Source organism: Delftia sp. WSY_16 (genome assembly GCF_043104415.1).
GTDB lineage: Bacteria > Pseudomonadota > Gammaproteobacteria > Burkholderiales > Burkholderiaceae_C > Comamonas > Comamonas tsuruhatensis.
Window position 1 is genome coordinate 17,493 of record NZ_JBICKS010000001.1, and the last position, 22,384, is coordinate 39,876.

Here is a 22,384-nt window from a genome sequence, read left to right on the forward strand (position 1 = left end):
AGAAGACTGAAGGACAACGCAATGAACTACCTGCAACACAACGTGGAAAACGGCGTCCCCATCAAGATGTGGACCAAGGGCGTGCCCGTCGAGGACGAGGCGCGCAAGCAGCTGGAGAACGCCGCGCGCCTGCCCGTGGTGTTCAAGCATGTCGCGGCCATGCCCGATGTGCACCTGGGCATAGGCGCCACCGTGGGCTCGGTGATTCCGACCATCAAGGCCATCATCCCGGCGGCCGTGGGCGTGGACATCGGCTGCGGAATGATGGCTGCCAAGACCACGCTGCGCGCCGAGGACCTGCCCGACAACCTGGGCCCGCTGCGCTCGGCGATAGAGCAGGCCGTGCCGCATGGCTCGGTGCCGCGCCACCGGGGCCGTGATCCAGGCAGCTGGGAGAACCCGCCCGTGTCGGTGGACCAGGTCTGGGCCACGCTGGCCGAGGAGTTCGACCTGCTGTGCGAGCTGCATCCGCGCCTGGCCAACACCAACAACCGCAAGCACCTGGGAACGCTGGGCAGCGGCAACCACTTCATCGAGATCTGCCTGGACGAGGCGGGCTTCGTGTGGTTCATGCTGCACTCGGGCTCGCGCGGCGTGGGCAATGCCATCGGCACCCATTTCATCGAGCTGGCCAAGAAGGACGCAGAACTGCATCAGCGCAACCTGCCCGACAAGGACCTGGCCTATTTCGAGGAAGGGGCCCGCTACTTTGGCGACTATGTGCGCGGCGTGTCCTGGGCGCAGAAGTTCGCCATGCGCAACCGCGAGGTGATGATGGCCAACCTCATCGCCACGGTGCGCAAGGTGATCGCCAAGCCCTTCGAGTCGCATGTGGAGGCGGTGAACTGCCACCACAACTATGTGCAGCAGGAGCGCCATTTCGGCCAGGACGTGTTCATCACCCGCAAGGGCGCGGTGAGCGCGCGGCGCGGCGAGCTGGGCATCATCCCGGGCAGCATGGGCGCGCGCAGCTATATCGTGCGCGGCCTGGGCAACCCGGAGAGCTTCGAGAGCTGCAGCCACGGTGCGGGCCGCGTGATGAGCCGCACCAAGGCCAAGAAGATGTTCAGCGTGGAGGACCACATCAAGGCCACCGAGGGCGTGGAATGCCGCAAGGATGCCAATGTGGTGGACGAGATTCCCATGGCCTACAAGGACATCGATGCGGTCATGGCCGCGCAGCAGGATCTGGTGGAGGTGGTGCACACCCTGAAGCAAGTGGTGTGCGTGAAAGGGTGAGTGGATGAGGGCCCCGGGCTCTCATCCTCCGGAACAGAAAGCAGGATGAGAGCATGAGGGAAGAGAAGGTATTGAGCGCGCATCCGGTCTCCGACGCCATGCGCGCCACGGTGCTGGCCAACCTGGCCGAGGTGGAGCGCAGGCACGAGGTCACGGTGCTGTTTGCCTGCGAGTCGGGCAGCCGCGGCTGGGGCTTTGCCTCGCCCGACAGCGACTATGACGTGCGCTTCATCTACGTCCACCGCCTGCCCTGGTATCTGACGGTGGCGCCGGGCCGCGATGTCATAGAGCAGCCGCTCAGCGGCGAGCTCGATGTCAGCGGCTGGGAGCTGCGCAAGGCGCTGGGGCTGCTGCGCGCCTCCAACCCCACGCTGCTCGAATGGCTGCGCTCGCCCGTGGTCTACCGGCAGGAGCAGCCCTGGGCCGAGCGCCTGCATCTGCTGGCCGAGCAGGGCTTTTCGCCGGTGCGCGGCTACCACCACTATGTGGCCATGGCGCGCAAGAACCTGCGCGCCCACCTGCAGGGCGATGTGGTGCGCTACAAGAAATACTTCTATGTGCTGCGCCCCTTGCTGGCCGCGCGCTGGATACGCGAGGGGCGTGGTGCGCCGCCCATGCGCTTTGCGCAGCTGGCGGCGGGCACGCTGGAGGATGCAGGCCTGCTGGCCGAGCTCAACGAGCTGCTGGAGCTCAAGATGCGCCTGGGCGAGGCCGCCAAGGGGCCGCGCCGGGTGCGGGTCCATGATTTCCTGGAGCGCGAGCTGGCCCATGCCATGGCCCATGCGCCCGATCCGGGGGGCCAGGCCGATGCGGCGCCGCTGGACCGCTATCTGCGGGATGCCGTGGCGCGCTTTGGCGGCAATGAATGAAAGAGAAAAATGAAAGTGATCGAGATCGACGGCTCCGCCGGGGAGGGCGGAGGCCAGATGCTGCGCAGCGCGCTGGCGCTGTCCATGTGCACGGGCCAGCCCTTTGCCATGCAGCGCATCCGTGCCGGGCGCGCCAAGCCGGGCCTGATGCGCCAGCACCTGGCCTGCGTCAATGCCGCCGCCGAAATCTGCGGCGCGCAGATGCAGGGCGCCGAGATGAATTCGCAGGCGCTGCAATTCACTCCGGGGCCGGTGCGTGCGGGCGAGTACCGCTTCGTGATCGCCTCGGCTGGCAGTTGCACCCTGCTGCTGCAGACGCTGTGGCCCGCGCTGATGCTGGCCAATGGCGAAAGCCGCCTGACCCTGGGCGGCGGCACCCACAACCCGGCCGCGCCGCCCTTCCATTTCCTGGAGCGCAGCTATGCGCCGCTGCTGCACAGGCTGGGCGCGCGCTGCGAACTGCGGCTGCGCCGGCTGGGCTTTTATCCGGCCGGTGGCGGTGAGATGGACGTGACGATCACGCCGGCAACCAATGGGCTGGTGCCTTTCGATATCACCGAACGCGGCGCCCCCGTGGCCAGCCATGCCGAATGCTTTGCGCCCGCGCTGCCACGCGCGGTGGCCCAGCGCGAACTGGACCATCTGGGCCAGGCCCTGGGCTGGTCTGGCGAGCAGCTGCAGGTGGCTGCCGTGCGCCAGAACGAGGGGCCGGGCAACGCGCTGCTGGCCACGCTGGCCTATGAGCACCTGAGCGAAGTGTTCACGCAGTTCGGCATGAAGGGCGTCAGCGCCGAAAAGGTGGCACACGACCTGGCGCGCGAGGTGCGCCGCCACCAGGGCGGCCGGGCCGCGCTGGGCCCGTACCTGGCCGACCAATGGGCCCTGCCGCTGGCGCTGGCCGTCTGGCGCAGCGGGCGCGGTGCCAGCTACACCTGCACGGAACTGACGCCGCATGCGCGCAGCAATTTCGAGGTGATCGAGCGCTTTGTGCCTGTGCGCTTCGCCACAGATGCAACGGGTGACGGCTGGCGTATTTCGCTCTCGCCAGCCTGAGCGGCCTCAGCGATCGGCCCGCACCAGCGTGCTCTTGCCGAACAGGCTCTCCAGCAGGTCCACCACCAGCTCGGCCGTCTGGTTGCGCAGGTCCAGCGCCGGGTTCAGTTCCACCAGGTCCATCGAGCCCAGGCGTCCGGTATCGGCCAGCATCTCCATGCACAGCTGGGCCTCGCGGTAGCTGGGGCCGCCGCGCACGGGCGTGCCCGTGCCGGGCGCGATGTCGGGATCGAGGTAGTCCACGTCGAAGCTCAGGTGCAGGTGGGTGTCGCTGCCGGCGAGGCCGTCGAGCGCGCGGCGCATGACCTCGCGCATGCCCAGTTCGTCGATGGCGCGCATGTCGTACACCTCGATGTCCAGCGAATGCAGCAGGCGCTTTTCCTGGTCATCCACGCTGCGCAGGCCGATCTGGCACAGCGAGGCGGCATCCAGCGCCGGATCGCCGCCCTGGGACAGCGCGGTCAGCGGCTCGGGCCCCAGGCCGCACAGGCTGGCCACGGGCATGCCGTGCAGGTTGCCGCTGGGCGAGATATCGGGCGTGTTGCAGTCGGCGTGGGCGTCCAGCCAGATCACGCGCAGCGCGCGGCCCAGGCGGCGGCAGTGGGCGGCCACGGCACTGATCGAGCCCATGGCCAGGCTGTGGTCGCCGCCCAGCATCAGCGGCAGCTCGCCATCGTCCAGCGCCTGGCCCACGGCCTGGTGCACGGCGTCCATCCAGGCGCGGGCCGGTGCGAGGTGGCGCAGCCCCTGCTCGGGCGGTGTCTGGGGATTGGGCGGACCGGCCAGGTTGCCGATGTCGCGCACCTGGCAGCCCAGCTGGCGCAGCGCCGGGGCCAAGCCGGCCACGCGCAGCGCGTCGGGGCCCATGGCGCTGCCCAGGCGGCTGGCGCCGATGTCGGTGGGCACGCCTATGAGTCTCAGGGCGCGTGCGGTCTGCGGGGACGTATGGGTGTTCATGCTCATGGGACCCATGGTATGCAGTCCCCGTGTCAGCCAAAGCCGCGTTCTGCCTGCCCGGCCTCGCGCACCAGCCGGTACAGGTCGCGGGGGTCGGCCAGCGAAGGCACCAGGTCGATCGACTGCATCAGCCCGGTGTCGTGGGCCAGCGCGCGCAACCAGCGCAGGGCCGAATAGTCTTCCAGCGCAAAGCCCACGGAGTCGAACAGCGTGATCTCGGTGTCGTGCCCGCGTCCCGGCGCCAGGCCATTGATGACCTGCCACAGCTCGGTCACGGGCGCGTCGGCGGGCAACTGCTGTATCTCGCCTTCCACGCGCGTCTGGGGCGTGAACTCCACGAAGATGCGCGCGCGCCGCAGCAACTCCACGGGCAGTTCGGTCTTGCCGGGGCAATCGCCGCCGACGGCATTGATGTGGGTGCCGGGGCGCACATCGGCATCGGCGATCACGCAGGCGCGGCGCTTGGCGGCCGTGACCGTGGTGACGATGTCGGCGCCTTCCAGCGCCTGGGCGCTGCTGGTGCAGCAGGTGATGCGCTGGGCGGCAATGCCTGCATGGCCCAGGTTGTCCACCAGCTTGCGCATGGCCTGGACGTCGATGTCGAAGATGCGCAGCCGCTCCACGCCCAGCAGGTGGGTGAAGGCCAGGGCTTGGAATTCGGACTGCGATCCTGCGCCGATCAGCGCCATGCTGCGGCAGCCCGGCCGCACCAGCCGGCGCGCGGCCAGCGCCGAGGTGGCCGCGGTGCGCAGCGCCGTGGCCAGCGTCAGGTCGGACAGGAAGACCGGCAGGCCCGTGGCCACGTCGGCCAGGGCGCCGAATGCCATCACCGTGGGCAGGTCCCGGTCGGCGTTGTCTGGATGGCCATTGACGTACTTGAAGGCGTAGTCCAGCGCATCGGACACGGGCATGAGCTCGATCACGCCGCCGGGCGAATGGTGGGCGAGGCGGGCCGATTTCTCGAAATCGGGCCAGCGCGCGAAGTCTTGCTCGATGGCATCGGCCAGGCCGGCCAGGCAGGCGGCGACGCCGACCTGCGCCACCAGGCGTGCGGCCTGCGTGGCGCCGAGGAAATCCGTGTGGACGGGCGTGGTTCGAGTCTTCATGGTGCTCTCCCTCGCGGTTGCTTCCACTGTAGGCCCGGGCCGAAGCGCAGGCAAGCGGGTTTCGGCTGGCGCCTGCGCGGGGAATCGCGGTGCGCGTATGCTCGGCACCCAAGCTATGAACCAACTGCATCTGTTTTTGCCCTGCGCCGCCGGCGTCGAGGGATTTCTGGCCGACGAGGTCCACGCGATCACCGGCCTGAGCGGCCACGACCTCCTGGTCGGCCGTGGCGGCGTGATGGTGCGCGGCCTGTGGCGCGACGCCATGCTGCTGAACCTGCACAGCCGTCTGGCCCAGCGCGTGCTGGTGCAGCTGTCGCAGACCCTGTACCGCAACGAAAACGACCTGTACCGCGCCGCCAGCGAAGTGGCCTGGGAGATCTGGTTCTCCCCGCGCGAGAGCTTCAAGATCGAAGTCACGGCCCAGCACAGCCCGCTGACCAGCCTCAACTTTGCGGCGCTGCGCGTCAAGGACGCCATTGCCGACCGCTTCCGCGACAGGAAGGGCGTGCGCCCCGACGTGGAAACGCGCCACCCCGACGTGCGCGTGCACCTGCACCTGACGACCGACGAGGCCACCATCTACATCGACACCTCGGGCGAGGCGCTGTTCAAGCGCGGCTGGCGCGAGGACAAGGGCGATGCGCCGCTCAAGGAAACCCTGGCCGCGGCCATGATCGCCGCCACGGGCTGGGACCCGCACGGCGACGATCCCCAGCCGCTGTACGACCCCTGCTGCGGCAGCGGCACGGTGCTGATCGAGGCCGCGCAGATCGCCCGGCGCATTCCGGCAGGCATCCTGCGGCGCTTCGCGTTCGAAAAGCTCGTGCCCTTCCAGAGGCATGTGTGGGAAGCCATGCTGGACGAGGCCGAGGCCGCCATCCTGCCCGACAGCCCCGTGGGCATCTATGGCTCCGACGTGTCCCACCGCATGGTGGACTTCGCCCAGCGCAACGCCGAGCGCGCGGGCGTGGGCCAGACCGTGCAGCTGCGCGGCGGCGACGCGCTGCAGCGCATGCCGCCCTGCGAGCAGCCCGGCCTGATGCTGCTGAATCCGCCCTATGGCGAGCGCATTGCCGCAGCCGGCTCGGCCGGCCGCAGCGCCGGCGAGCGCATGGCCGTGGTCGAGCGCGCGGGCCGCGAGACGGCCCAGACCGAGGACGGCGTGGAATTCTTCAGCCAGCTGGCCACCCACTGGAAGAAGAACTACAGCGGCTGGAGCGCCTGGATGCTCACGCCCGACCTCAAGCTGCCCGGCAAGATGCGGCTGAAAGAGGCGCGCCGCACGCCCATGTGGAACGGCCCCATCGAGTGCCGGCTGTTCCGCTTCGACATGGTCCGTGGCGCTGTCAAGCCCAGAAAGGCCGCCGAAGGCCCGGCAGAGGGCGCCGCGCCATGAAGATCGTGCTGCGCTGGCCGCAGTGCAACGACGGCTACGAAGGTCCCCTGCCCCGGCCCGTGGTGCTCGATACCAATGTGGTCCTTGACATGCTGATCTTCGACGACCCGCATGTTCCGCCGATCCGCGAGCTGGTGGAGCAGGGGCAGATGCGCTGGATCGCCGACCAGGCCCAGCGCATCGAGCTCGAACGCGTGCTGCACTACAGCCAGATCGCGCCGCGCGTGGCCTTCTACGGCAAGACGGTCGAGGGCGTGCTCTCGGCCTTCGACGGAGCCGTCGAATACGTGGCCGATGCGCCGCGCATCCGCTTTGCCTGCACCGACCCCGACGACCAGCATTTCCTGGACCTGGCCAGCCAGCACCAGGCGCTGCTGATCAGCAAGGACAAGGCCGTGCTCAAGCTGCGCAAGCGCGTGGCCGGCCTGGGCGCCACCGTGGGCAACATCCTGCTGGCTGAACAGGAAGAGGCACTGGCCGCCTGAAGCCTGGATGCTGTTGTGCAGCAACCACCCAGGCGGCAATGGGGCAACAGGCTGGGTGCGGCCGGCTTGAAGGCTTTCTCCTAAACTGGCGGCCATGCAGGAGGCGCAAGCCCTTCTGCCAGGAGGACGGCCTCCCCCACATCGGGACATGCATGCGCCGGGACGACCCGGCTTCACAAGGAGTTTTCCATGGCATGGGTCTATCTGTTGGTGGCGGGGCTGCTCGAAGTGGTCTGGGCGTTCTCGATGAAGCAATCGCACGGCTTCACGCGGCTGGTGCCCAGCGCCATCACCATCGTCACCATGATCGCCAGCTTCGGCCTGCTGGCCGTGGCCATGCGCAGCCTGCCGCTGGGCACGGCCTACACGATCTGGACCGGCATCGGCGCCGTGGGCGCCTTCCTGGTCGGCATCACGGTCCTGGGCGAGCAGGTCAGCGCCATGCGCATCGGCGCGGCCGTGCTCATCGTCTCGGGCCTGGTGCTGATGAAGATGTCTTCGGACTGAGCGGGACGGCCGTTCAGCGGCCCGTGCCCAGCTCCAGCGTCAGGCGCAGCATGTCGCGGTGCTGCACGCCGCGCTCCCACAGCTGGGTGGTGTAGTGCTTCAGAAAGAAGTCACGCACGATGCCCGTCACGCGAAAACCCGCGCGCTGGTAGAAGACCAGCTGGTCGCCGAAGCTGCCGGTGCCGACCTCGATGCGGGGAGCACCTTGCGAGCGCGCCCAGGCGATGGCCTGGCGCAGCAGGGCGGTGCCCAGGCCCCGGTGGTGCAGCGCTTCCGCGACCGCGATGTTCATCAGCTCCCAGGCGGGTGGGCCTGAGGCCTCGTCGCCGCTGGCGCGCAGCGGCACCAGCACGCACATGCCCAATACCTCGCCGCGCCCGCCGGGACGCGGCGGCTGGCCTTCGCGCTGGAAGGACTCGCGCGCGGCAAAACAGGTGGAGCCCGCCAGATAGCCGCGCACCTTTTCCCGCGACGGGTCCGCCGACAGCAGCAGCGGCCACGGCGCCTCGGCCGGGTTCAGCGGCTCTATGTGCCAGGGTGCGAGGGAAACGGAAGGCGCGGTCATAAGCCTGAATCATCCCATGCCTGACATTGGGACGCGGTTGGGCACCTCTGCGGAATCTTGACGTGCGCTTACAACTGTGCGTTTGCACGCCGGGATCTAGTGGTTTATACTTATTCCTAGGGTAAACGCTTAGAGGGTTTTCCCGGCATTCGCGGCACTTGAGATGCATGCCGCCAGTGATTGTTGAGCGTCTCAGTAAGGAAGTTCACCATGCGCCAAGCAATCTATTCCCTGATCGATTTCATCCAGCAAGCCCGCAACGCCGAGCTCGAAATCGCCAACCAGTAATCCGGTTGGAGGCAGGTGCGCCCTGAAGCGCGCCCACCGATGCGATCGCCCCATTGCCGATGATGGCCTTGGGGCTTTTGTGTTTCTGGGCGCCGGGCTTGCGGGCACAGGGCAGCGGAGTCCTGACTACAGGCCCAGCACCAGCCTGCCGCTCCTGGCGCGCGAGCAGCAGCTCATCATCTTGGTGCAGGCCGCACGCTCGCCGCGCGTGAGCACCATGTCTCGGTGGTCCACCTCGCCGTCGAGCACGGGCACTTCGCAGGACCCGCACAGCCCTTCCCGGCAGTCGCTTTGCACTTCGATCTTCGCGCTGCGCAGGGCGTCCAGCAGCGTCTGGTCGTTGCGCACCTGTAGCACAAGACCCGAGGCGCGCAGTTCCACCTCGAAGCCCTGCTCCCTGGCAGGGTCCAGCGCCCCCACGGTGGAGACGAAATGCTCCACGCGCAGGCTGTCCTCGGGCCAGTGGCGGCTGGCGGCCTCCAGGCCGTGCAGCAGGCGCGCCGGTCCGCAGGCATGGATGCGGGCTCCGGCGCGCGGCGTGGCCAGCAGGGCGGCGTAGTCGGCGCGCCGGCCTTCCTCCGCCACGTACAGGTGCAGCCGGGCGCCATGCTCGGCCTGCAGCGGCGCCAGCAGCGCCATGCCCGCGCGGCGCCGGCCGCTGTAGTGGATTTCATAGGACAAGCCCAGCGCCCTGGCGCGCCGTGCCATGGCCGAGATGGGCGTGATGCCGATGCCGCCGGCCACCAGGATCAGGTGGCTGGCGCCTTCGTCCAGCGGGAAATGGTTGCGCGGGCCCCGCACCTGTACGGTGGCGCCGCGGTGCAGATGCTCATGCACCCAGGCCGAGCCGCCACGGCCGTTGGCCTCGCGCAGCACGGCAATCTCGTAGCTGCCGGTGTCCTGCGGGTCGCCGCACAGCGAGTACTGGCGCGACAGGCCCGTGTCGCCGCATTGCAGGTCGATGTGCGAGCCCGGCGTCCAGCGCGGCAGGGCGTGTCCATCGGCGGCCTTCAGGCGCAGGCGCAGCACGCCTTCGGCGGCAGCCTCGGCCTCGGCCACGACCATGGGCCGGCTGGCGCCGCCCTGCAGGGCTTCGCCGATGCGCACGGGCTGGCGCGCCTGCAGCAGGGCGGGACGGGCGCGCTCGGGGTTCAGGGCCGGGTCCCACTCCACCCACAGGTGCTCGGGGCCCCGGAACGAGGTGTTGGGCACGTAGGTGAACCGCTGCTCGGCCAGCCGCATGTGGGGCAGGCGGCGCGTGAACTCCTCCAGGAAGATCTGCATCTCCATGCGCGCCAGGTTCTTGCCCATGCACTGGTGCGAGCCATAGCCGAAGGTCAGGTGGTCGCCGGCGTTGTCGCGGTGGATGTCGAAGAAGTCGGCATCGGCGAAATGCCGCTCGTCATGGTTGGCCGACGAGGTCACGATGAGCAGCTTCGAGCCCGCCGGCACGGCCACGCCGCCGATCACCACGTCGCGCGTGGCCAGGCGTCGCCAGGCGGCCACCGAGCCGTTGTGGCGCAGGCATTCCTCCACGGCATTGGGGATCAGCGCGGGGTTCTCGCAGATCTGCTTCCAGGCGCCGGGATGCTGCAGCAGCAGCTTGACGGCGTTGGCCGTGGCATTGGCCGTGGTCTCGTGCGCGGCCACGATGCCGGCCATCATCATGGAGTGCAGGTAGGAGTCGGTGACGACCTCGGGAAGCTCCTTTTGCTTGCGTATGCCGTATTGCATCCAGCCCGGCGCATCGGGGTTCTCGCGCATCTTGGCCAGCACCTTGCCGGCCAGCTGCCAGAAGTTGCCCACCGCATGGGCCACGGCCACCTGCTGCTCGGGCCGGGGCCGGCCCCAGGTGTTGACGGTGTGGGCGATGGAGTACTCGCGCAGCCTGTCCATGTCCTCCTCGGGCACGCCGAGGAAGTGCAGGGCCACGGTCAGCGGCACCTCCCACAGCATCTGGTCCACAAGGTCGGCGCGGCCGTCGTCGATGAAGCGGTCCACATAGGCGCGCGCCAGCTCGCGCACCATGGGCTCGTGGTGGCGCAGCTCCTCGGGCGTGAACGGGTCCATCAGCGCGCGGCGGCGCGGCATGTGGGCGGGCTCGTCTTCGTTGACCAGGGTGCGGTTCAGCGCGAAGCCGTAGGAGGCCAGCACGGCATTGGCCTCCTCGCCCGTGGGCGTGATCTTCTCCAGCGCGATCGAGGGACTGAAGGCGATGTTGTCGCGGAACACCGCCTTGATGTCGTCGAAGCGCGTGACCACCCAGTAGCCCAGTTGCGGGCTGTAGAACACCGGCTCCTGCTCGCGCGCCCAGCGCACATATTCGGGCGGGTCCTGCTGGTAGCCGTCGCTGAACGGGTCGAAGGCCGCGGCACCCGCGCTGACGGGGCAGCCCGTGGGGCCGGTCTGGCCGCTGGGCGGGCGGTGGTCGAAGGGGCAGCGCGCGGAGGCGGGCGCAGAGCCGGACGCAAAAGCGGACGCAAAGGCGGACGGGGCGGTGTCGGGGGCGGCGGAGGCAGTCATGGCAGGTTGTTCGCAGGCAGGCAGGCGCGGAGGGTCAATCCAAAGTGATGTTCTGGTCGCGGATCAGCTGGTGCCAGCGCGTGCTTTCGCTGGCCAGCAGCGCGGCGAACTGCTCGGGCGTGTTGCCCACGGGCTCCACGCCGAAATCCACGAGCTTCTGGCGCACGGCGGGCTCGTTGATCGCGGCCACGACCTGCCTGTGCAGGGCCGCGATGACCGGGGCCGGCGTCCTGGCGGGCGCCACCAGTCCCACCAGGGCGGCGGCCTGCACCTTGGGCAGGCCCAGCTCGGCGAAGGTGGGCACGTCGGGCAACTGGGGCAGGCGCGTGGCGTTGGCCACGGCCAGCGGGCGGACCTTGCCGCCCTTGATGAAGCCTGCGCCCGCGGCCAGGTCCACCATCATCACGGGCACTTGGCCGCCGGCCACGTCGCCCAGGGCCGGAGCCGCGCCCTTGTAGGGTGCGTGCACCAGCTTCAGGCCGGCCTCCACCCTGAGCAGTTCCATGGCCAGGTGGTGCGGGCTGCCGGCGCCGGCCGAGGCGTAGTTCACGCCGTCCTTGCTGGTGCGCGCCTGGGCCAGGAAGTCTTTGGCCGTGGCCGCTGCCATGCCGGGGCCGGCCACCAGGATCATCGGGAAGCGGCCCATCAGCGTGACCGGCGCGAGGTCCCTGGCGGGGTTGTAGCTGAGGCTCTTGTAGAGCACGGGATTGAAGACCAGGGTGCCGTTGTCGGCCGACAGCACGGTGTAGCCATCGGCGGCAGCACGCGCGGTTTCCGAGGCGCCTATGGCCGTGTTGCCGCCCGGGCGGTTGTCCACCACGATGGGCTGGTGCACCTGGCCGCCCCAGGCCTGGCCTATGGTGCGGGCCAGGAAGTCCGAGCCGCCGCCGGCCGCGTAGGGAACGATCCAGCGCACGTTCCTGCTGGGGAATCCGTCCTGGGCCAGCGCGCCGGGCAGGGCGGTGGCCGATAGCAGGCCTGCGGCCAGTGTGGTGAGGAAAAGGCGCTTGTGCATGGGGCTTGTCTCCGGTGAGGCCTGGGTGGAATCCATGGAATCTTGTTTTGCGTAATTTTTCTACGCATTGCGTAAAAATACCGCCCGGGATTACCCGCAAGCTGCGGCACAATGCCCCGCCAGCCCTTAAAACAGGCCTTTCCAGACCCGTCCTGCCGCCATGACTTCCACTGTTGTCTCCGAGATTGACGAGCCCGCGCCGCCGCGCGAAAGGCGCCAGCGCGTGCAGGCCGCCGAGACCTGCCTGGCCGTGCTCAAGGCCCTGGCCACGCTGGGCGGACGCGCCAGCCTCACGGCCATCGCGGGCGCGGTGGAGGAAAGCCCGGCCAAGGTCCACCGCTACCTGGCCAGCCTGATGGCCGAGGGGCTGGTGGAGCAGGACCGTGGCGGCACGCAGTACGCGCTGGCGGCCGAGGCCATGCGCGTGGGCCTGGCCGCCATGCGGCAGTCCGACCCCATCCGCCTGGCCGAGCCGGCCCTATTGCACCTGCGCGAGGCCTTGCAGGTCACCAGCTTCGTGGCCGTGATGGGCAACCTGGGGCCGACCATCGTGCGCTTCGAGGAGCCGGGCCTGCCGGTCACCGTCAATGTGCGCGTGGGCTCGGTGATGTCGCTGCTGTGGTCGGCCACGGGGCGCGCCTTCTTCGCCTTCATGGACGACGATGCCCGCGTGGATGCGCTGCTGGCCCGGGAGCTGGCCGAGGCGCCGGCCGCGCGGCGCGCGCTGCTCGATGGCGCGGACCCGCTGGGCACGCTGCGCCGCGAGATCCGCGCTGCGGGCTGCGCCTCGGTGCGCGATGTCAACCTGCCGGGCATCAGCGCCGTGGCGGCGCCGCTGCACGACTACACGGGCCATGTGGTGGGCGTGCTGTGCGCGCTGGGCGCCAGCGGCGGCTTCGACCCGGACCCGCAGGGCGCTGTGGCCCGGGCCCTGCGCGCCGAAGCGGCGCGCGTCAGCGCCTCGCTGGGCCATCTGCCCGGTGAGGCCCGGCTGAAGCCCGGCTGAGGCCCGGTTGAGGCCTGCAACCCGCTGCCGCTACGGCGTCACCAGCGTGTAGGCCATGCGCACGCGCTGCATGTCGCGGCCCAGGCGGCGGCTCTCAGGCAGGCGGCGCACCCAGGCCAGCTGTTTCACGGTGCGCGCCATCAGGGCGCGGGTCTCGGGTTCCATGGACTGCACGAAGTCCCGCCAGGCCGCGCGTGCGGCCGGCATGGCGCCGGCCTGCTCCAGTATCCAGGCCGTGGAGTGGGCGTAGCACAGGGCATCGCGCACGCGGCACAGCGCCAGGGGCAGGTGGGCGGCAGGGTCGTCCTCGAAGTCGATGAAGCCGATCACGCCGTCGGCACAGCAGACCATGTTGCGCGCAAAGGCCTGGCTCAGGCAGTCGCCGCTGCCATGCACCTGCTGCAGGGTCTGCAGGCCCTGCAGCCATAGCGCCAGCGTGCTGCCATCCCCCCGGGGCAGGGCGGCTTCCATGGCATTGCCCAGCGAGGGCGCCTCCACGCCGGGGCTGCCCAGGTGGCGCATGGCAAAGCCGTCCTCGCACTCGGCCAGCACGGCAGGCACACGCAGGCCGCGCTGCGCGAGCTGGCGCAGGCGGCGCACCTCGGTGCGGATGGCTTCGTGGCCGCCCGGGTTGGGCACGGGCCGCAGCACGGGCAGGCGCAGGCCGGCGGCCAGCAGGGCCAGGGCGCGATAGCGCCACGCCGGGTTGCTGGCGCCCGCGCGCTTGACCCAGATGGTTTCGTCGCCGCGGTCATAGCGCTGGATGCTCAAAGGCTGGCTCAGCACATGGGCGCGCAGGAAGGCGTCGTAGTCTGGCGATTCGGAAGGCGGGACGGCGGCAAACGGTTCGGACACGGCAGGCTTTTCTGGTGGGAGGCGCAGTGCGCCAAGCATGGACCGATTGTGCCGTGTCATGTCCGTTGCGCGGGGCAAGGCCTGTTTACGGGTTTGCACTGCGCATGGCCCTGGAAATCTGTGCGGCGGCACCCTGAAAATTGAGACAATCGTTTCATCTTTTCAGCCCTCATCAATCCATGAATTCCGAAGACAGTGGCAAGCTGGTGGCCGCCCTGGTGCGCGGCATCTCCGTACTGCAGTGCTTTTCCAACAAGCACCAGGAACTCAGCGCCCGTGACCTGATGGACATGACGGGCCTGCCCAAGCCCACGCTGTTCCGCCTGATCGACACCCTGTGCGAACTGAACCTGATGCGCTACTCCGAGCGCCTGTCCAAGTACGTGCCGGGCGTGGGGCTGCTGAACCTGTCCTCACCCGTGCTGGCGCGCATGCACATGCGCCAGTTCGCGCGGCCGCACATGCAGGAGCTGGCCAATCACCTGGAGGGCCAGATCCAGCTGGCCGTGGGCCACGGCCGCCAGCTGTGCCTGGTGGAGCTGGCCAACGGCCTGACCAACAAGGTCTTCCTGCCCGAGATCGGCGTGCACATCTCGCTGTCGCGCACCGCCACGGGCCGCGCCTACCTGCTGAGCCTGCCCGAGGCCGAGCGCGAGGCCTTCATCGCGGAACTGCAGGCCGACGATCCCGCACGCGCCCAGCAACTGCGCGAGCGGCTCGACGATGCGCGGCGCGACCTGGCCGAGCACGGCTTTTGCCGCAGCCACGGCGACCTGCACCGCGAGATCCAGTCCATTGCCGTGCCCATGTCCACGGCCCAGGACGGCGAGTACTGGGTGTTCTCGGTCTCCCTGCCCATCTACAGCCCGCAAAGCCGCGCGCTGGAAAGCGATGCCGGGCCGCGCCTGATCACGCTGGTGCGCCTGGTCGAGGGCATGCTGGGCGCTTCCAGCCTCTCGTGAATCAGCGGGCGCTGCGCCAGACTTCCTGCGCGCGGCCTGCGCTCACCTTCTCCCGCACGCTGGCGGTGTCGGAGCCTGCGGCGCTCGCAGGACCCGGGGCATAGGCCTGGCCGTCAAAGCGTGGCGCGGGGCTGGCCTGCAGGGCGCCGCCTTCGGGCTGCAGATAGACGCCACGCGCCTGCAGGTGCGGGTGGCTGGCTGCTTCCACGGGACTGAGCACGGCGCCGAAGCAGGCATCGCTGCCCTCCATCAATTGCTGCCAGTACGCGCGGGGCCGGGAGGCGAACAGCGTCTGCAGCTGCGCGCGCCGCGCGGGCCAGGCGGCGCGGTCCCACTGGGGGCCCTGGAACGCTGCGGCACCGGCCAGGCCCAGCCTGGCCAGCAGCAGGGCGTGGAACTGCGGCTCGATGGCTCCCACGGTGATGAAGCCGCCATCGGCACAGGCATAGGTTTCGTAGAACGGTGCACTGTCGTGGATGCTGTGGCCGCGCTCGTCGGCCACCAGCCCGCGCTGGCGCGCGTGCAGCATGAGGTTGAGCATGTGCGCCGCACCATCGACGATGGCCGCGTCCACCACCGTGCCGCGCCCCGTGGCGCGCGCCTGCACGATACCGGCCAGCAGCCCCGTCATCAGGTACATGGCGCCGCCGCCGATGTCGCCCAGGGTGGCAAAGGGCGAGACCGGCCGGGCATCGGCCGGCGAGCATCCCCACAGCGCGCCCGAGACGGCCGCATAGTTGTTGTCGTGGCCGGCTGCCTGGGCCAGCGGGCCGTCCTGGCCCCAGCCCGTCATGCGGCCATAGACCAGGCGCGGGTTGAGGGCCTGGCAGGCCTCGGGTCCCAGGCCCAGGCGCTCCATGGTGCCGGGCCGCATGCCTTCGATCAGCGCATCGGCATCGCGCACCAGGGCCAGCACCAGGTCACGCCCTTCGGGCGACTTGAGATCGGCGAACACCGAGCGCTTGCCGCGCGACAGCGCCGAGGCGGCTGAGGCGGATGAGGTGGCGGCGGGTTCCGCCTCGGGCCGCACGATGGACACCACATCGGCTCCCAGGTCCGCCAGATGCATGGCGCAGAACGGCCCCGGGCCGATGCCGCCAATCTCCAGCACGCGCACGCTGTCCAGCACCTTCATGGCGTCTCCGTCGAAATCGGTTCAGTCGAGTTGCAGCTGGCGGCTGGTGATCAGCGCGCCCCAGCTCTTGCGGTCGTTGTCCACCAGCTGGGTGAACTGCGCCTGCGGCATGCCGCCCGGGCGGCCGCCGAGCTCGCGGTAGCGGCGCGCCACCTCGGGGTCCCGGAGCACGGCGACCAGGCCGTCGGTGAGCTTGCGCACCACGGCGGGCGGCGTCTGCGCGGGCAGGAAGAAACCCATCCAGCCGACCTTGTCGAAGTCCTGCAGGCCCAGCTCGGTGGCGGTGGGCACGTTGGGCAGCTCGGGCTCGCGCTGCGCGCCGGTCACGGCGATGGGATGCAGCTTGCCCGCCTTGATATGCACCAGCGAGGCCGTGAGGTTGTCGAACATGAACTGCGTCTCTCCCGACACGATGGCCGCCGTGGCCGGTGCCGAGCCGCGGTAGGGCACATGCACCACGTCCACGCCCGTGCGCTCGCGCAGCAGCTCGCCCATGAGGTGCGTGGTCTGGCCCACGCCGGCCGAGGAGAACGACAGCTTGCCCGGCGCCTGCCGCGCGGCCTTGAGCAGATCGTCCAGCGAGCGCACCGGCGATGCCTGCGGCACGACCAGCACGTTGGAAAACGAGATCATGTCCGTCAGCGCCACGAAGTCCTCGGGCCTGTAGGGCAGCTTCTTGTAGGCCGTGTAGTTGATGGCGTTGGAGCCCGTATTGCCCACCAGCACCGTATAGCCGTCCGGCTGCGCGCGTGCCACCTGGCTGGCACCGATGGAGCCGCCCGCGCCCGGCCTGTTGTCCACGATGACGGGCTGGCCCAGCCGCTCGCCCAGCTTGAGCGCCAGCAGCCGCGCGGGAATGTCGGTGGAGCCCCCGGCCGCGCCCGGCACGACCAGGGTGATGGGCCGCGTGGGCCAGGCGTCGGCTGCAATGGCGGCCGTGGCGCACAGCAAGGCAGCCGCCGCCAGCGTGAGGCGTTTGAACATGGTGTTTCTTCTCCGCGCGTGTGCTGGGCCGGGGCGCTTCTCAGCGAGGACTCATCCGAATGGCTCCGTCCAGGCGAATCGTCTCGCCATTGAGCATGGGATTTTCAAGAATGTGCAGCGCGGTCAGCGCGTACTCGGACGGGTGGCCCAGGCGTGCGGGGTTGGGCACGGAGGCGGCCAGCGACTGGCGGATGTTGTCGGGCAGCTTGGCCAGGATGGGCGTGTCGAACAGGCCCGGCGCAATGGTGCACACGCGGATCATGCGCGTGGCCAGGTCGCGCGCGGCGACGATGGTCATGCCGATGATGCCGGCCTTGGCCGAGGCATAGGGAATCTGGCCGATCTGCCCCTCGTAGCCCGCCACCGAGGCCGTGAGCACGCAGGCGCCGCGCTCGCCTTGCACGGGCTCGTTGCGCGCCATGGTGGCGGCGGCCAGGCGCAGCGTGTTGAAGGTGCCGATCAGGTTCACGCGCACGATGCCCGTGTACTTGTCCAGCGAGCCGGGGCTGCCGTCCTTTTCCACCAGCCGCAGCGGCCCGCCCACGCCCGCGCAGTGCACCAGGGCGCGGAACTCGCCGAAGTCCTCGGCGGCCGCAATGGCGGCGGCCATCTGGTCGGCGTCGGCCACGTCGGCCTTCACGAAGCGCAGGCGGCTGCCGTGGCGCTGGCGGGCGGCGTCCACCATGGCCGCGCCGCGGTCCTCGTTCAGGTCCACCACCACCACGTTCAGGCCGCGCTCCAGCAGCGCCAGGGCCGATGCCTCGCCCAGGCCCGATACGCCGCCCGTCACCAGGGCCGTCATGTTCTCTTGCAGTTGCATGGATGTGTCTCCCGTGCCTGGCTCACAGGCGTTCGATGATGGTGGCGTTGGCCATGCCGCCGGCCTCGCACATGGATTGCAGGCCGTAGCGCGCGCCGCTGTCCTCCAGCGCGTGCAGCATGGTGGTCATCAGGCGGATGCCCGAGGCCCCCAGCGGATGGCCCAGGGCGATGGCGCCGCCGCGCGGGTTCAGCCGCTCGGGGTCGGCGCCCAGTTCCCTCAGCTCTTTCAGCCAGGCCAGGGGCACGGAGGCGAAGGCCTCGTTGATCTCGCAGTGGTCCATCTGCTCCAGCCGCATGCCGGCCTTGGCCAGCACGCGCCGCGTGGCGGGAATGGGGGCCGTGAGCATGTACAGCGGATCGTCGCCCACCACGTCCAGCGCCACGAAGCGCGCTCGCGGGCGCAGGCCCAGCTGCTGGGCGCGCTTTTCGCTCATCAGCAGCATGGCGCTGGCGCCGTCGGTCATCTGCGAGGCATTGCCCGCCGTGGTGTGCCAGCGGATCTGCGGAAAGCGCGCCGACAGCTCGTCGTTCTGGAACACGGCCTTGAGCGCGCCCAGCTTCTGCGCCGTGGTGGCCGGGCGGATGGTCTCGTCGGCCGTGACGAGGCCGGCAGGCGTGGTGATGCCCACGATCTCGCGCTCGAAGTGCCCGGCCGACTGGGCCGCATGGGCGCGCTGGTGCGATCGCGCGGCATAGGCATCCAGTTCCTCGCGGCCCAGGCCCCAGCGCGCGGCCACGAGGTCGGCCGACACGCCCTGGCCCACCAGCCCCGGCGCAAAGCGCGCATCGAAGCGTGCGCCCGTGGTGTTCTGCCCCATGCGCGAGCTGCCCATGGGCACGCGGCTCATGGACTCCACGCCGCAGGCGATCACCATGTCCTGCGTGCCCGACATGATGGCCTGCACGGCAAAGTGCACGGCCTGCTGGCTGGAGCCGCACTTGCGGTCGATGGTGGTGGACGGCACATGGGCCGGCAGGCCTGCGGCCAGCCAGGCCAGGCGGCCCGGCGTGCCGGCCTGCTCGCCGGCCTGGCTCACGCAGCCGGTGATCACATCGTCCACCGCGCCGGGGTCGATGCGGTTGCGCTGCACGAGCTGCTCCAGCACCTGGCTGAGCAGATCGACGGGGTGGAGTTGGGCCAGGGCGCCATCGGGCTTGGCCCGGGCCATGGGACTGCGGATGGCATCGACGATGACGGGAGTGTTCATGCTGATTTAATGAGACTGGAGGTTCACGAAATGAATGATAAGTCTCGAAATTTGCATTGAACAAAGCGTTTTCCCGGATGAAAAACCGCGCGCAAACAAAAATACTTGCTGAAACCCGATGAATTCGAGACGGCGGATTCAAAAAAGCAAAGGAGACAGGCGTGCATGACTTTCACAGCTGGGCCGATGCCCGGCCCGACCGCGTTGCGCTGACCATGGGCGACAGCGGCCAGCAGCACACGGCGGGCGCGCTGGCGCAGCGCTCGCGCGAAGTGGCGCAGTGGATGGCTGGGCAGGGCCTGGCGGCCGGCGACACGGTGGCCGTGCTGATGGAAAACCGCGTGGAGATCCTGGAGCTGGTGCTGGCCGCGCGCCTGGCGGGCCTGTACACGGTGGTCATCAGCACCCACCTGACGGCGCCCGAGGTGGCCTACATCCTGGGCGACAGCGGGGCGCGCCATGTCTTTGCCTCGGCCGCCACGGCGGCGCAGCTGCCGGCCGAACTGGCCGCCTCCGTGCATTCGGTGGACGGAGACTGCGCATCCACGGGCCTGCCGTCGCTGGCCGATGCCCTGGCCGCCTGGCGTGCGCAGGCGCCCGCGCCCATCGACCTGTCGGGCCGTCCGCTGGGGCGCGACCTGCTGTACTCCTCGGGCACCACGGGCCGGCCCAAGGGGATCAAGAAGGCGCTGCCGGCGGCGCTCTACCGCACGCAGGCCGACCCCGAATTCCTGGCCTGGCAGCGCAACATGGGCTTTGACGCCGACACGGTCTACCTCTCGCCCGCACCGCTGTACCACGCAGCGCCGCTGCGCTACTGCCTGCGCACGCTGGACGGCGGCGGCGCGGTGGTGATCACGGCGCGCTTCGACGCACAGCAGGCGCTGGCGATGATCGAGCGCTACCGCATCACCCACAGCCAGTGGGTGCCGACCATGCTGGGCCGCCTGCTGCAGCTGCCCGAGGAGGTGCGGCACGGCTATGACCTGTCCAGCCACCGCTGCGCCATCCATGCGGCCGCGCCCTGCCCGGTGGCCGTCAAGCAGGCGCTGCTGGACTGGTGGGGCGACATCCTGCTGGAGTACTACGCAGGCTCCGAAGGCTGCGGCATCACCCTGATCAACTCCGCCGAATGGCGCCGGCGCCCAGGCTCCGTGGGCCGCGCCAGCTACGGTCGGCTGCGCATCGTGGGCGACGACGGGCAGGAGCTGCCTGCGGGCCAGATCGGCCGCGTGTTCTTCTCGGACGTGGCGCCCTTCGCCTACCTCAACGACCCCGCCAAGACCCGCGAGGCCATCGACGAGCGTGGCTGGGCCACCTATGGCGACCTGGGCCATGTGGACGAGGAGGGCTACCTCTTTCTCAGCGACCGGCGGGCCGACCTCATCCTGTCGGGCGGCGTCAACCTCTATCCGCAGGAAATAGAGAACGCGCTGGCCACGCACCCGGCCGTGCAGGAGGTGGCCGTGGTCGGCGTGCCCGAGCCCGACTTCGGCGAGCAGCCCATGGCCGTGGTCGTGCTGCGCCAGGGCCATGCGGCCAGTGCAGAGATGGCGCACGCCATCGTCGCCGAGGCCGGCGCCACGCTGTCGCGCCTCAAGCGCCCGCAGCGCCTGCAGTTCGTGGACGAGCTGCCGCGCCTGCCCACGGGCAAGCTGCTGCGCCGCGTGCTCAAGGACAGGCTGCGCGAGCAGCCCCACGCGGGCTTCAACCTGCGCAGCGCCTGAACGGCCCTTCCCCGTCTTTCCTCACCGACAACCACCGGATACCGACCCATGCAAGACCTGACCGAGCGCTCCGTCTACCGCGAAGACCATGAACAGTTCCGCGAGCAGGCCCGCCGCTTCTTCGAGCGCGAGATCGTCCCCCACCATGCCGAATGGGAGCGCCAGGGCATCGTGCCCAAGGAGGTCTGGCGCAAGGCCGGGCGCGAAGGCCTGCTCAACCCCATGCTGCCCGAGCCCTACGGCGGCGGCGGCGACTTCGGCCATGCGGCCGTGCTGCTGGAGGAGATCGCGCGCACGGGCGCCAGCGGGTTGGGCTTTCCGCTGCATTCGGACATCGTCGCGCCCTACATCCATGCCTATGGCAGCAAGGTGCAGAAGGACCGCTGGCTGCCGCGCATGGCCGCAGGCGAGCTGATCGGCGCCATCGCCATGACCGAGCCCGGCGCGGGCAGCGACCTCAAGTCCGTGCGCACCACGGCGCGGCGCGAGGGCGACCACTACGTGCTCAACGGCCAGAAGACTTTCATCACCAACGGCATCAACTCGGAGCTGGTCATCGTCGTCGCCAAGACCGCGCCCGAGATGGGTGCCAAGGGCGTGTCCCTGATCGTGGTCGAGGACGGCATGCCCGGCTTCTCCAAGGGCCGCAAGCTCGAGAAGATCGGCCTCATGGCGCAGGACACCTCGGAGCTGTTCTTCGACAACGTGCGCGTGCCGGCCGACCACCGGCTGGGCGAGGAGAACGCGGGCTTCAGGTACCTCATGCACGAACTGGCCCAGGAACGCCTGGTGGTGGCCGTGCGCGCCGCCGCCTCCATCGAGGCCTTTTTGCACAAGACCATTGCCTACACGCGCGAGCGCAAGGCCTTCGGCCAGCCGGTGTTCGACTTCCAGAACACGCGCTTCAAGCTGGCCGAGGCCAAGGCCCAGGCCACCATGCTGCGCGTCTTCGTGGACGACTGCATCGCCCTGCACCTGCGCCGCGCGCTCGCGCCCGACCGGGCGGCCATGGTCAAGCTCAATGCCACGGCGCTGCAAAACCGCCTGCTCGACGAATTCCTGCAACTGCACGGCGGCTACGGCTACATGACCGAATACCAGATCGGCCGCGCCTGGACCGATGCGCGCATAGGGCGGATCTACGGGGGCAGCGACGAGATCATGAAGGAGATCATCGGAAGGACTCTTTGAACCCCTGAGCGGCTGCGCGGGCGTGCGGCGCCCTGATCCGGGGGACGGCCAAGCGGGGCGATGTGTAGCGGCTGCACATCATGAAGGCCCTTGCTCCGGCCGCTTGTCCTAGGCTTTTCCCAAGCCCGATCCGAGTGGGAGAAGCGGCAATTTTCCTTTTGGCAATCCTATTTTTTGGCAGAAATTGGAATTTCCATAGAGCGGCTCATTCTTCCATGATCTTTCCGTATCGAAAGACCGGGAGGGCGCCCCGACAGGGCGCGAGCACCAATGACACGCCGAGTCACCATCCATACGCCATTGGGCGATGAATTGCATTTCCGTGAATTGCGCGGCCAGGAAAACATCAGCCAGCTCTTCAGCCTCGATGTGGAAATGCTCAGCGAAAGCGAAAGCATTGATCCCAAGGCCCTATTGGGCAAAAACGCCACCATAGAAATAGAAACCCAGGGCGGCGGCAGGCGCTTCATCGACGGCATCGTCACCCGCTT

At 69.3% G+C, this 22,384-nt stretch carries 21 protein-coding genes; 11 read left to right on the plus strand and 10 right to left on the minus strand.

Annotated elements, in window-relative coordinates; translation table 11 throughout:
* The first annotated feature begins 21 nt into the window (after positions 1-21).
* The 3 genes from ACF8O7_RS00090 to rtcA are packed head-to-tail and all read left to right on the plus strand — an operon-like array spanning position 22 to position 3,161.
* Positions 22-1,239, plus strand: a complete 1,218-nt coding sequence (locus tag ACF8O7_RS00090; RefSeq protein ID WP_193616015.1) for an RtcB family protein — start codon at positions 22-24, stop codon at positions 1,237-1,239.
* Positions 1,240-1,292: 53 nt separating this feature from the next.
* Complete coding sequence (locus ACF8O7_RS00095) at positions 1,293-2,108, plus strand: nucleotidyltransferase domain-containing protein (RefSeq protein WP_046239903.1); 816 nt, start codon at positions 1,293-1,295, stop codon at positions 2,106-2,108.
* A 9-nt stretch (positions 2,109-2,117) separates the two neighbouring features.
* Positions 2,118-3,161: an RNA 3'-terminal phosphate cyclase gene (gene rtcA, locus ACF8O7_RS00100; RefSeq protein ID WP_392441908.1), complete on the plus strand. Its 1,044-nt coding sequence runs from the start codon at positions 2,118-2,120 to the stop codon at positions 3,159-3,161.
* 6 nt (positions 3,162-3,167) lie between these two features.
* Here the strand turns inward: rtcA and rocF are convergent, their stop codons facing one another.
* Positions 3,168-4,133: an arginase gene (gene rocF, locus ACF8O7_RS00105; RefSeq protein ID WP_034367698.1), complete on the minus strand. Its 966-nt coding sequence runs from the start codon at positions 4,131-4,133 to the stop codon at positions 3,168-3,170.
* Positions 4,134-4,150: 17 nt separating this feature from the next.
* On the minus strand, positions 4,151-5,224 hold the full coding sequence (locus tag ACF8O7_RS00110) for an ornithine cyclodeaminase (RefSeq protein ID WP_133073149.1): 1,074 nt from the start codon (positions 5,222-5,224) through the stop codon (positions 4,151-4,153).
* Between the two features lie 115 nt (positions 5,225-5,339).
* Between ACF8O7_RS00110 and ACF8O7_RS00115 the strand changes: the two genes are divergently transcribed.
* The 3 genes from ACF8O7_RS00115 to sugE all read left to right on the plus strand — a co-directional run bounded on the left by ACF8O7_RS00115 (position 5,340) and on the right by sugE (position 7,612).
* Positions 5,340-6,620 carry a class I SAM-dependent RNA methyltransferase gene (locus ACF8O7_RS00115; protein ID WP_017406989.1) on the plus strand — a complete coding sequence of 427 codons (1,281 nt, stop codon included), beginning with the start codon at positions 5,340-5,342 and terminating at the stop codon, positions 6,618-6,620.
* Positions 6,617-7,105, plus strand: coding sequence for a putative toxin-antitoxin system toxin component, PIN family (locus ACF8O7_RS00120; protein WP_016450511.1), 489 nt, complete (start codon positions 6,617-6,619; stop codon positions 7,103-7,105). The genes ACF8O7_RS00115 and ACF8O7_RS00120 overlap by 4 nt, the downstream gene beginning before the upstream one ends.
* Before the next feature lie 189 nt (positions 7,106-7,294).
* On the plus strand, positions 7,295-7,612 hold the full coding sequence (gene sugE / locus ACF8O7_RS00125) for a quaternary ammonium compound efflux SMR transporter SugE (RefSeq protein ID WP_013804742.1): 318 nt from the start codon (positions 7,295-7,297) through the stop codon (positions 7,610-7,612).
* A gap of 13 nt (positions 7,613-7,625) precedes the next feature.
* On the opposite strand, the gene ACF8O7_RS00130 is transcribed toward sugE, so the two are convergent.
* From ACF8O7_RS00130 to ACF8O7_RS00140, 3 genes are all read right to left on the minus strand, one after another.
* A complete protein-coding gene (locus ACF8O7_RS00130) occupies positions 7,626-8,177 on the minus strand; it encodes an N-acetyltransferase (protein WP_046987243.1) in 552 nt (183 codons plus the stop codon).
* A 414-nt stretch (positions 8,178-8,591) separates the two neighbouring features.
* The gene (locus ACF8O7_RS00135; protein WP_392441911.1) at positions 8,592-10,988 is read right to left on the minus strand and encodes a cytochrome P450/oxidoreductase; all 2,397 of its coding nucleotides are present in this window, start codon (positions 10,986-10,988) and stop codon (positions 8,592-8,594) included.
* 34 nt (positions 10,989-11,022) lie between these two features.
* Positions 11,023-12,003, minus strand: a complete 981-nt coding sequence (locus tag ACF8O7_RS00140; protein ID WP_034389537.1) for a tripartite tricarboxylate transporter substrate binding protein — start codon at positions 12,001-12,003, stop codon at positions 11,023-11,025.
* Between the two features lie 160 nt (positions 12,004-12,163).
* Between ACF8O7_RS00140 and ACF8O7_RS00145 the strand changes: the two genes are divergently transcribed.
* Positions 12,164-13,009 carry an IclR family transcriptional regulator gene (locus ACF8O7_RS00145; RefSeq protein WP_267179170.1) on the plus strand — a complete coding sequence of 282 codons (846 nt, stop codon included), beginning with the start codon at positions 12,164-12,166 and terminating at the stop codon, positions 13,007-13,009.
* A gap of 30 nt (positions 13,010-13,039) precedes the next feature.
* On the opposite strand, the gene ACF8O7_RS00150 is transcribed toward ACF8O7_RS00145, so the two are convergent.
* Positions 13,040-13,903, minus strand: a complete 864-nt coding sequence (locus tag ACF8O7_RS00150; RefSeq protein ID WP_126312932.1) for a hypothetical protein — start codon at positions 13,901-13,903, stop codon at positions 13,040-13,042.
* A 140-nt stretch (positions 13,904-14,043) separates the two neighbouring features.
* Here ACF8O7_RS00150 and ACF8O7_RS00155 point away from each other — a divergent pair, with 140 nt between their 5' ends.
* On the plus strand, positions 14,044-14,826 hold the full coding sequence (locus tag ACF8O7_RS00155) for an IclR family transcriptional regulator (RefSeq protein WP_126312933.1): 783 nt from the start codon (positions 14,044-14,046) through the stop codon (positions 14,824-14,826).
* Between the two features lies 1 nt (position 14,827).
* Here ACF8O7_RS00155 and ACF8O7_RS00160 read toward each other — a convergent pair whose 3' ends face one another.
* Genes ACF8O7_RS00160 through ACF8O7_RS00175 form a run of 4 tightly spaced genes read right to left on the minus strand, consistent with a single transcriptional unit; the run spans position 14,828 to position 18,975 of the window.
* Positions 14,828-15,961 (minus strand): CaiB/BaiF CoA transferase family protein, encoded by a 1,134-nt coding sequence (locus ACF8O7_RS00160; protein ID WP_392441914.1) that lies wholly within the window; start codon positions 15,959-15,961, stop codon positions 14,828-14,830.
* A 21-nt stretch (positions 15,962-15,982) separates the two neighbouring features.
* On the minus strand, positions 15,983-16,945 hold the full coding sequence (locus ACF8O7_RS00165) for a tripartite tricarboxylate transporter substrate binding protein (protein ID WP_313284408.1): 963 nt from the start codon (positions 16,943-16,945) through the stop codon (positions 15,983-15,985).
* A gap of 40 nt (positions 16,946-16,985) precedes the next feature.
* Positions 16,986-17,765, minus strand: coding sequence for an SDR family NAD(P)-dependent oxidoreductase (locus ACF8O7_RS00170; protein WP_392441916.1), 780 nt, complete (start codon positions 17,763-17,765; stop codon positions 16,986-16,988).
* A 22-nt stretch (positions 17,766-17,787) separates the two neighbouring features.
* A complete protein-coding gene (locus tag ACF8O7_RS00175; RefSeq protein ID WP_203400168.1) occupies positions 17,788-18,975 on the minus strand; it encodes a thiolase family protein in 1,188 nt (395 codons plus the stop codon).
* A 161-nt stretch (positions 18,976-19,136) separates the two neighbouring features.
* Here ACF8O7_RS00175 and ACF8O7_RS00180 point away from each other — a divergent pair, with 161 nt between their 5' ends.
* The 3 genes from ACF8O7_RS00180 to ACF8O7_RS00190 all read left to right on the plus strand — a co-directional run.
* Positions 19,137-20,702, plus strand: coding sequence for an AMP-binding protein (locus ACF8O7_RS00180; protein ID WP_047327982.1), 1,566 nt, complete (start codon positions 19,137-19,139; stop codon positions 20,700-20,702).
* A gap of 48 nt (positions 20,703-20,750) precedes the next feature.
* On the plus strand, positions 20,751-21,893 hold the full coding sequence (locus tag ACF8O7_RS00185) for an acyl-CoA dehydrogenase family protein (protein WP_392441918.1): 1,143 nt from the start codon (positions 20,751-20,753) through the stop codon (positions 21,891-21,893).
* A gap of 270 nt (positions 21,894-22,163) precedes the next feature.
* The coding region (locus tag ACF8O7_RS00190) for a contractile injection system protein, VgrG/Pvc8 family (protein WP_392441920.1) at positions 22,164-22,384 on the plus strand (221 nt) is incomplete at its 3' end.